The following is an 8,449-nucleotide window of genomic DNA, read 5'->3' as shown; positions in this document are numbered from 1 at the left end:
GGCCGCCGTGCCGCGACCGGCCGGCGCGGACCGCCCGGTCATCGCGGAGTCGGATGGCGGTTCGTGGATCGCCGACCGCGACGACTCGCTGCCCGCCGAGCCGCCGGGCGGGACCGACGACGCCGCCGTGGTGTCCACTGTGGATGATTCGGGGCCGGGTCCGATGATCCCGGCCGTGTTCACCGGTGACATCCCGACCACCGTGCTGGACGCCTACCGCCGGGCCCGGGACACGATCAACCGCGACCAGCCCGGCTGTCACCTGCCGCTGGAACTGCTCGAGGCGATCGGCAAGGTCGAGACCGGGCATGCCCGGGGCGGGCAGGTCGACGCGGGCGGCACGACGGTGCGGCCGATCCTCGGACCCCGCCTGGACGGCAACGGGTTCGCCGCGATCGGCGACACCGACGGGGGAGCGCTGGACGGCGACACCGTCTGGGACCGCGCCGTCGGCCCGATGCAGTTCATCCCGGGCACCTGGAAGCGTTGGGGCGCCGACGGAAACGGCGACCGCAGAGCGGACCCGCACAACATCTACGACGCGAGCCTGGCCGCCGCCCGCTACCTGTGCGCGGCCAACCGGGACCTGGGCACCCCGGCCGGCCTGGACGCGGCGATCCTGAGCTACAACAACTCCACCAGCTACCGCAACCTGGTGCTGCGCTGGATGGCCACCTACGCCGCCGGCACGGTCGTCGTCCCGGACGCCACCGGACTCCCGGTCGGGACCATCCCCGCCACGGCGCCGCCGGCCGTTCCGCCGTCGACGACCACGCCACCGGTCAGCAGCACCCCGCCGCAGACCACGACTCCGCCCGTCACGACCCCGCCGGTGACGACGACCCCGCCGGACCCGACCACGCCGCCGGACCCGACCACGCCGCCGGACATGACCACGCCGTCCGAGCCCGAACAGCCCGCCACGACAGAGCCGACGGCACCGTCCACGCCCGAGTCGACCGAGCCGACGCCGACCGAGCCGGCGCCGACCTCAGCGCCCGAGCCGACGTCACCCTCCGCGGAGGGGGACGCTCAGACGTAGCCGTGTGCGCCGGCCGGCCGCGCCGGCATCGGCCGGCGGTCCAGCTTGGTCAGCGCGTACTGGCTGGCCGCGATCAGCACTTCCTTGGCCGACTGCGGGGACCGCGCGTCGCAGGTGATCACCACGGTGTCCGGCGGCAGCGCGAGCGCCTCGCGGACGTCGTCCGGCGCGTGCTGCTGGATGCCGTTGAACTTGTTGATCGCCACCAGGAACGGGATGTCCCGGGACTCGAAGTAGTCGATCGCGGAGAAGGAGTCGGCGAGCCGGCGGGTGTCCACCAGGACGACCGCGGCGATGGCGCCGCGCACGATGTCGTCCCACATGAACCAGAACCGGTGCTGGCCGGGCGTGCCGAACACGTAGAGGACCAGGTCCTCGGCGAGCGTGAGCCGGCCGAAGTCCATCGCCACCGTGGTGGACACCTTGTCCGGAGTGGCATGCAGGTCGTCCACGCCGACACTGGCGCTGGTCATCGGCGCCTCGGTGCGCAGCGGCACGATCTCGGACGTGGCGCCGACGAAGGTCGTCTTGCCGGCGCCGAAGCCACCCGCGACCACGATCTTCGCGGACGTGATCCGATTCTGTGGCGCCCGGTTATTGTGCGCGTAGTCCAATGAGCACCCTCTCGATCAGGTCCCGGCGCTCGGCCAGGCTCGTGTCTTCGCCGAGCGTGGCGTGCACGACCACGAGGCCTTCGTTCAGGAGATCCGCCACCAGCACTTTCACCACGCCGGGCGGAACTCCCATGTGCGCCGCGATCTCGGCCACCGACCGAGTCTCGTAGCACAGTTGCATCACGGTCCACAGTGGACTCGTCGCGTTCGGTGGCACCGAGTTGCCGGCCCGGGTGGTCTGCACCTGCGCCTCGATGGCGATCTCGACGCTGGGCTGGGTCCGGCCTTCAGTCCACGAATATGGACGCGCCAATCCAGCGGGCCGTGCGGGACGGCTGCTGTACGGATCGGACTCGGTCACGTTCTACCCCGGTTCAGGTTCCGGCGGGCCCGCGCACCGGGGTGTCGACCATGCGGCCGACCCGGTCCACGAGCAGGGTCATCTCATAGCCGACCAGGCCGATGTCGCACTTGGCCGAGGCGAGCACCGCGAGGTGCGAGCCGTCGCCGACCGTCATCAGGAGCAGGAAGCCCTGCTCCATCTCGATCACCGACTGGACCACCCGGCCGCCCGCGAACAGGTGCGCGGCGCCGACGGTCAGACTGGACAGACCCGCGGCCATGGCCGACAGCTGGTCGGCGCGGTCCCGGGGCAGCCCCTCGCTCGCGGCGACCATGAGCCCGTCGGCCGACACGAGCACGGCGTGCGCGACCCCGGGGACCTCGTTGGTGAACGCCGACACAAGCCAGCCGAGCGACGACTGCGCCTCTGCCGTGATCTCCGCCGTCATGATTCTCCCTTGGGTTGCTGCTGGGCCGTTCCGTTTTCATCGTGGGGACCGCGGGTTCGGGCCGTGCGGACGCCGCTGTAGTGGCGGGCGAGGTTGCTCCGGATCGACTCCGGGTCCCGCTGCAGCGCGTGCGCCGGCTCGGTTTCCGGGGTCGCCGAGTGCGTGAGTCCCGCGCCCGGCCGGCGCATCGGCAGGCCGGAGTTGGTCGTGCCGCCGGTCTGCAGTTCGTGCCGGCCCGGCTCGGGCGACGGCCAGTTGGACCCGAGCGAGGACCATGCCGACTCCGCGGCCGGGGGTGCCGGGCGGGTGGTCGGCTGCCCGGCCTGCCGGGTCGGCAGCGGGGGCAGCGGCGCCGGGGGCGCCATCGGTGGTGGCGGCGGTGGTGGTGGCGGTGGGGCGGCCGGTGCGTCGAACATCCGCCGGGCGGTGCGGGCGTCCCCGACCGTGACGAGATCCTGGCCGGACGGTTCGGTCATCGGAACAAACCAATCGCGCGGCGGCATGTCGGTCAGCGCCGGGGCGTTGCCGTTCAGCCCGCCCATGCGGCCGTAGCCGTTCATCGCGTCGGACATCATCGGGGCCGGGGCTTCCTCGAAGATCACCAGCGAGACCGGGATGTGCACGCTGGCGGTGACACCGGCCTGGGTCTTGGACTGGCGGGTGGCGCGCAGCCGGACCCTGACGCCGTGCCGTTCGGCCAGGCGGCTGACCACGAACAGACCCATCCGCCGGGTGGTCTCCGGGGTGGCCTCGTCCGCGGCGGCGAGCCGCTCGTTGGCCGCGGCCAACTCGTCGGGCGCCATGCCGATACCGGAGTCGACGACCTGGATGAGCAGTCCGCCGTCGGAGCCGCGGTCGGCGGTGAGCACCACCTTCTTGTCCGGCGGCGAGAACCGGGCCGCGTTCTCCAGCAGCTCGGACAGGATGTGCACGATGTCGGCGGCGGCGGGGGAGCGCACCGAGCCGTCCGGCGCGCGGCCCAGGTTCACCCGCCGGTAGTCGTTCATCTCCGAGATGGCCGCGCGCAGCACCTCGACCACCGACACCGGGCCGGAGGCGCGGCGGGCGGGGGTGCCGCCGGCGAGAACCTGGAGGTTCTCACCGTTGCGGCGCAGGCGGGTGGCCAGGTGGTCGAGCTTGAACAGGCCGTCGAGACGCTGCGGGTCCTGCTCGTCGGACTCGAGCTTCTCCAGCGTCTCCAGCTGCAGCTCCACCAGGGACTGGCTGCGCCGGGACAGCGTGGTGAACATGTCGGCGACCTGGCGGCGCAGGTCGGCCTGCTCACCGGCGAGCCGGACGGCCTGCTGGTGCATCTCGTCGAAGGCCCGGCCGAGCTGGCCGATCTCCTCGGTGGTGTGCACCGGCACGGGTGTGACGTTGCGCCAGTCGACGTGCTCGCCGTCGCGGATCCGCTCCACCGTCGCGGGTAGCTGGGCGTGCGCGACGTCCAGCGCGGCCGACCGCAGGGTCCGCACCGAGTTCAGCAGCGTGCGGCCGACCAGCAGCGCGAGGGCGAAGGCCGCGAGCAGCGCGACGACCACCAGGGCCGACTCGCGCAGCGTCTGCGCCTGGGCGTCGTCGGCGAGTGCGCCCGCCTGCCCGTCGAGCCGGTCGAGCACCTCGCCCAGCAGCGTGTCCAGGCCCTTCGCCTCGGCGCCGATCTTGGGCAGCAGTGCCGGCGGGGAGACCTTCTTCGTGTCGGCGATCGCGGCCTGGAAGGCGGAGCGCCGCTCCTCGGCGGTCTTCATCAGGTTCGCGAACGTGTCGACCTTGTCGGCCGGGAGGTCGCGCTTGACCCGCTCGGTGAGGATCGCTTCCTCGGAGGTGGTTCGCTGGCCGGTACCGACGTCGAGTGGCTGGCCGGCCTGGTTGAGCCGCAGCACCACCTGGTCCATGCCCTGCAGACCGCGCAGGCGCAGCATCGCCTCGACGGCCTTGCCCGGGCCTTCCAGGTCCTGGTTGCCGGAACGCGCCACGATGCCCGAGGACAGCGCGCTCAGACCATTGACCAGGTTGTAGTAGGCCGTGACGACGTTGAACGGTGTCGCGTCGGGGCTGGCCGCCAGGCGGCGGGCCTCGTCGAGGCCGCCGTAGCCGTCCCGCAGGATCCGGTCCAGGTTCTCGGGCAGGACGGTCGCCTCGTCGGCGCGCTGGAGCTGGCCGAGCTGCTCGTTGACCGCGGCGACGACCTCGTCGCGCTTGTCGCCGACGGGGGAGGCGGCGACCAGTTCGTCGGCCAGGCGGGAGGCGAGCTCGGCGCTCTCCCGCAGCAACGTCACCTGGTCACGCAGTGTGTCCAGTCGGTCGGCCTCATCGAGCTGGGCCTTGACCCGAAGCACGCCGAGCCAGAGTGCGACGATCGCAGGCAGCAGTAGGACGACCGCGACCTTGGTGCGCAGGCTCCAGCCATTGATATGCCATGTTCGGGGGTTCCGCATGCCTCGCTCAGGCCCCGCCTTCTCAACTGAATTGCCCTTCGGGGATTCCGGAACCGGACACAATACGAAATGTGCTCACATGTCAAGTTCCCACGTCAGAGCATGTTCAAGCGATTTTTCGACCAGGGACTTTAGGCCTTATTCGAAGCCTACTTCCGCACACACGGTAACGAGACCGGGGCTTATCGTGACGAATGTGACCTGTGCAACATGCAGGTTGCCATGATCCGACCGCCGATTTCGAAATGCCGGCGGTGACTATATGACTTATTGCTTGTGGATAATGTCGAATTCCACCAGTTCTACTCTGCGTAGTCAAGATCGACGCGGAGCGTAGTCCGATCGGGCGAGCCGATTGGCCCACCCGACCGAACCGTTCAACGCCGCCTGGGTTCAGTTGCGCCAGACGTCGTCGAAGCCGACCGCGCAGGCCGATCCGGTGGACCGCACCCGGTTTCCGCCGGTCTCCCAGATCACCTGGCTGCCCATCCGCTTGACGTACTTGTACTCGAACGTGACGTTCGCCGGCAGGCTGACCGTGCCGCGCCAGATCGGATAGGTCGCCGCGGACAGCGGCACGCCGTTGGCCGGGTTCCAGTCACCCAGCTCCGGCCGGTTGCCGACCACGTAGACGTTCTCGCCCCAGACCGTCTGCGCATCGACGTTGAAGCCCACCGCGACCGTCGTGCAGCCGCCGCCCCCGCCGCTGGTCCGGGCGTTCACATGCAGGGCCAGCACCCGGCCGGCCGGCACCGAGGCGCTGAACCGGCCGGCGGAGTCGACGGCGTAGGTCGCGCCGCCGCAGGTCCCCGCCGAGAAGTCGGCGCCCGCCACGTCACAGTAGGTGCCGGCGGGCAGGTCGGTCTGGAACGTCCGGGACAGGGTGCCGCCGTCCCGGTTGAACGCGACATAGGACCGGCCGGTCCGGCCGAAGGCGATCTGGGTCGAGCCGTTGCTCCACCAGTTGCTGACCCCGGCGCCGGAACTGGCGTTGCGCAGGCCGACCAGGTTGGCCGTGGTGCGCCAGCGGTGCTCGCACACCCAGCCGCCGGCGCAGTTGACCGGCGAGGTGGTTCCGTTGCCGGCGGCCGGCGGCCCCTGGTCGCCGCCGTTGAACGCGAAGCTGGACATCACCTGGGGCACTCCGTACGGCCAGGCCAGCATGAACGCCTCGGCCAGCGCGTAGTTGTTGCCGTCCTTGTAGGTGAGCCGGGCCCGGCCGTTGCGCTGGGTGTCGTGATTGTCGATGAACGCCACCGCGTCCGCCGAGCCGAGCGCCATGGAGCCCGCCAGGTTGTTGAGGTTGGCCAGGTTTCCGTCCCGGAAGGCGTTGCCGACCACGTCGCCGTAGCGGAACTCGGTGACGTCGCCGATCCCGGTGTACTCGCCGGGCGCGATCTCACCGGGCCCGCCCTCGATCACCTCCTGGAAGATGTACTTCCCGCTCATCGGTCCGTAGATCGCCTGCAGGTCGGCGACCGGCACGTGCTTGGCCGCGTCCACCCGGATGCCGTCCACGCCAAGGGAAACCAGGTCCTGCAGGTACGCGCTGAGCTTCCCGCGCACGTAGGAGGATTCGGTCTTGAGGTCGGACAGGTCGACCAACTCGCAGTTCTGCACCTCCCACCGGTCGGTCCAGCTGCGGATGTCGTCGTTGCCGTTGCGGCCGCAGTGGTGGAAGTCGTCGAAGCCGTACGGCACCGACGGGTAGGCGTACTGGGTGTAGCTGGACCCGTCGCTGCCGGGCCCGCGGGACGCGCCGCCGGCCATGTGGTTCAGCACGGCGTCCACGAAGATCTTGACTCCGGCCGTGTGGCAGGTGCTGACCATGTTGGCGAACGCCGCCCGGTCACCGCGGCGGGAGACCAGCCGGTAGCTGACCGGCTGATAGTCCTGCCACCACGGGTAACCGTTGCCGGGCAGCACCACGTGCTCCTGCGGCGGAGATACCTGGACCCCACCAAAACCCTTGGGGCCCAACACATTCGTACATTCACTGGCAACCGAGGCCCAGGGCCACTCGAAGAGATGGACGATGACGTCCTTGGCCCCCGGACTGGTCCCGGATGCGATGCCGGCCGGTTCGGCGGCGGCGGGCAGGCTCAGCCCCGCGGCGAAAAGGGTGAGGGCGACGGTGGTTGCGCGCATGCGACGGTGCATGACGACCCCTCCTCACGGAGGTGAAAGGAGTTGCAGGGAGTTTCCGCAAGATTACCAACCAGAGTTGGCGCGGTAAACCCTCAAGCCGGCGCCGCTCCGGTCGACCCGCGGACCACGAGCTCGGGCAGGAACACGAACTCCGCGTGCGGCGCCGGCGTTCCGCCGACCTCCTCGAGCAACGCGTTCACCGCGGCCTGGCCCATCGCCTCGACCGGCTGGCGCAACGTGGTCAGCGGTGGGTCGGTGAACACGATCAGCGGCGAGTCGTCGTAGCCGACAACGGAAAGCTCGGCCGGCACGGTCAGCCCGCGCTGCCGGCCGGCGCGCACCGCGCCCAGCGCCATCAGGTCGCTGGCGCAGATGATCGCGGTGCAGCCCCGGTCGATCAGCGCGTGCGCGGCGGCCTGTCCGCCCTCGACGGTGAACAGCGAGTGCGCCACCAACCCCTCGGCCGCCTCGGCGGACAACGGCAGCAGGGTGCGCATGTGCTGCACGAACCCCTCGATCTTGCGCAGCACCGGGACGAACCGGCGCGGCCCGACGGCCAGCCCGATCCGCTCGTGGCCGAGCTCGACCAGGTGGGTCACCGCCAGCCGCATGGCCGCGCGGTCGTCGGTGGACACGAACGGCGCGGACACCTTCTCGGTGTAGCCGTTGATCATCACGAACGGCACGCCCCGGCCGGCCAGCTTGACGTAGCGGTTCATGTCGGCGGTGGAGTCGGCGTGCAGCCCGGAGACGAAGATGATCCCGTTCACGCCCCGGTCGACCAGCGCCTCGGTCAGCTCGTCCTCGGTCGAGCCGCCCGGCGTCTGGGTGCACAGCACCGGTGTGTACCCGACCCGGGTCAGCACCCGCTCGATGACCTGCGCGAACGCGGGGAAAACCGGGTTGGACAGTTCCGGCGTGATCAACCCGATCAGCCCGGCGCTGCGCGCCCGTAACCGCACCGGCCGTTCGTAACCGAGCAGGTCCAGCGCGGCCAGCACCGCTTCCCGGGTGTTCGCCGAGACGCCGGCCTTGCCGTTGAGCACCCGGCTGACCGTCGCCTCGCTGACCCCCGCCTGTGCCGCGATGTCCGCCAACCGGGCCCGTTCCATGGTCACAATCTACGGCCCACCGCAAGCCCTTGCGGTCGCGTTCCACGCGACTTTCATTCGTAACACGTTTCGCGGTGCGCGCGATGCGGAGGTCAATCGGCCGACCGAGCAGCACGTCCACCCACCCCGAGGAGCATTGTCTACAATGGACAGATCAGCCCGCTTGGCTGTCGCCGGCGGTCTCCTGCTGACACTGGTCGCCTGCGGCACCACACCCGCCACCCCACAACCCCAGGAACCATCGGTTTCCGTAGAACCGACGACCACCACCACCCAACCAACCACGACCACCCCGCCCCCCGTG

The 8,449-nt window shown here is 70.5% G+C and carries 7 protein-coding genes; 1 reads left to right on the top strand and 6 read right to left on the bottom strand.

From position 1 onward, the window contains the following. Nucleotides 1-1,042 (top strand): lytic transglycosylase domain-containing protein (locus VFO68_RS01760; RefSeq protein ID WP_325156337.1); only part of this gene is annotated, 1,042 nt, incomplete at its 5' end. Here VFO68_RS01760 and VFO68_RS01755 read toward each other — a convergent pair. The 6 genes from VFO68_RS01755 to VFO68_RS01730 all read right to left on the bottom strand — a co-directional run bounded on the left by VFO68_RS01755 (nucleotide 1,033) and on the right by VFO68_RS01730 (nucleotide 8,145). After that, on the bottom strand, nucleotides 1,033-1,656 hold the full coding sequence (locus VFO68_RS01755; RefSeq protein ID WP_325156336.1) for an ATP/GTP-binding protein: 624 nt from the start codon (nucleotides 1,654-1,656) through the stop codon (nucleotides 1,033-1,035). The two genes, VFO68_RS01760 and VFO68_RS01755, sit on opposite strands and share 10 nt — an antisense overlap. Further along, entirely contained in the window at nucleotides 1,637-1,969 is a 333-nt protein-coding gene (locus VFO68_RS01750) for a DUF742 domain-containing protein (RefSeq protein WP_325156335.1), read from the bottom strand. Before VFO68_RS01750 ends, VFO68_RS01755 begins: the two co-directional genes overlap by 20 nt. A 61-nt stretch (nucleotides 1,970-2,030) precedes the next feature. After that, on the bottom strand, nucleotides 2,031-2,447 hold the full coding sequence (locus VFO68_RS01745) for a roadblock/LC7 domain-containing protein (RefSeq protein ID WP_325156334.1): 417 nt from the start codon (nucleotides 2,445-2,447) through the stop codon (nucleotides 2,031-2,033). Beyond that, entirely contained in the window at nucleotides 2,444-4,786 is a 2,343-nt protein-coding gene (locus VFO68_RS01740; protein WP_325156333.1) for a HAMP domain-containing sensor histidine kinase, read from the bottom strand. Before VFO68_RS01740 ends, VFO68_RS01745 begins: the two co-directional genes overlap by 4 nt. Nucleotides 4,787-5,278: 492 nt before the next feature. Next, on the bottom strand, nucleotides 5,279-7,033 hold the full coding sequence (locus tag VFO68_RS01735; protein WP_325156332.1) for a carbohydrate-binding module family 20 domain-containing protein: 1,755 nt from the start codon (nucleotides 7,031-7,033) through the stop codon (nucleotides 5,279-5,281). A 92-nt stretch (nucleotides 7,034-7,125) separates the two neighbouring features. Further along, nucleotides 7,126-8,145, bottom strand: coding sequence for a LacI family DNA-binding transcriptional regulator (locus tag VFO68_RS01730; RefSeq protein ID WP_325156331.1), 1,020 nt, complete (start codon nucleotides 8,143-8,145; stop codon nucleotides 7,126-7,128). Nucleotides 8,146-8,449: the final 304 nt, after the last annotated feature.

It is taken from the genome of Actinophytocola sp. (assembly GCF_035712165.1).
Taxonomy (GTDB): domain Bacteria; phylum Actinomycetota; class Actinomycetes; order Mycobacteriales; family Pseudonocardiaceae; genus DASYTH01.
The sequence above is the reverse complement of the archived record's forward strand: the minus strand, read 5'-3'. Positions and strand labels throughout refer to the sequence as shown.

What these genes read in the sequence shown, in the direction of transcription:
- VFO68_RS01735 (WP_325156332.1), bottom strand. Translation starts at nt 7,033, where the DNA reads ATGCGCGCAACCACCGTCGCCCTCACCCTTTTCGCCGCGGGGCTGAGC.
- VFO68_RS01745 (WP_325156334.1), bottom strand. Translation starts at nt 2,447, where the DNA reads ATGACGGCGGAGATCACGGCAGAGGCGCAGTCGTCGCTCGGCTGGCTT.
- VFO68_RS01730 (WP_325156331.1), bottom strand. Translation starts at nt 8,145, where the DNA reads ATGGAACGGGCCCGGTTGGCGGACATCGCGGCACAGGCGGGGGTCAGC.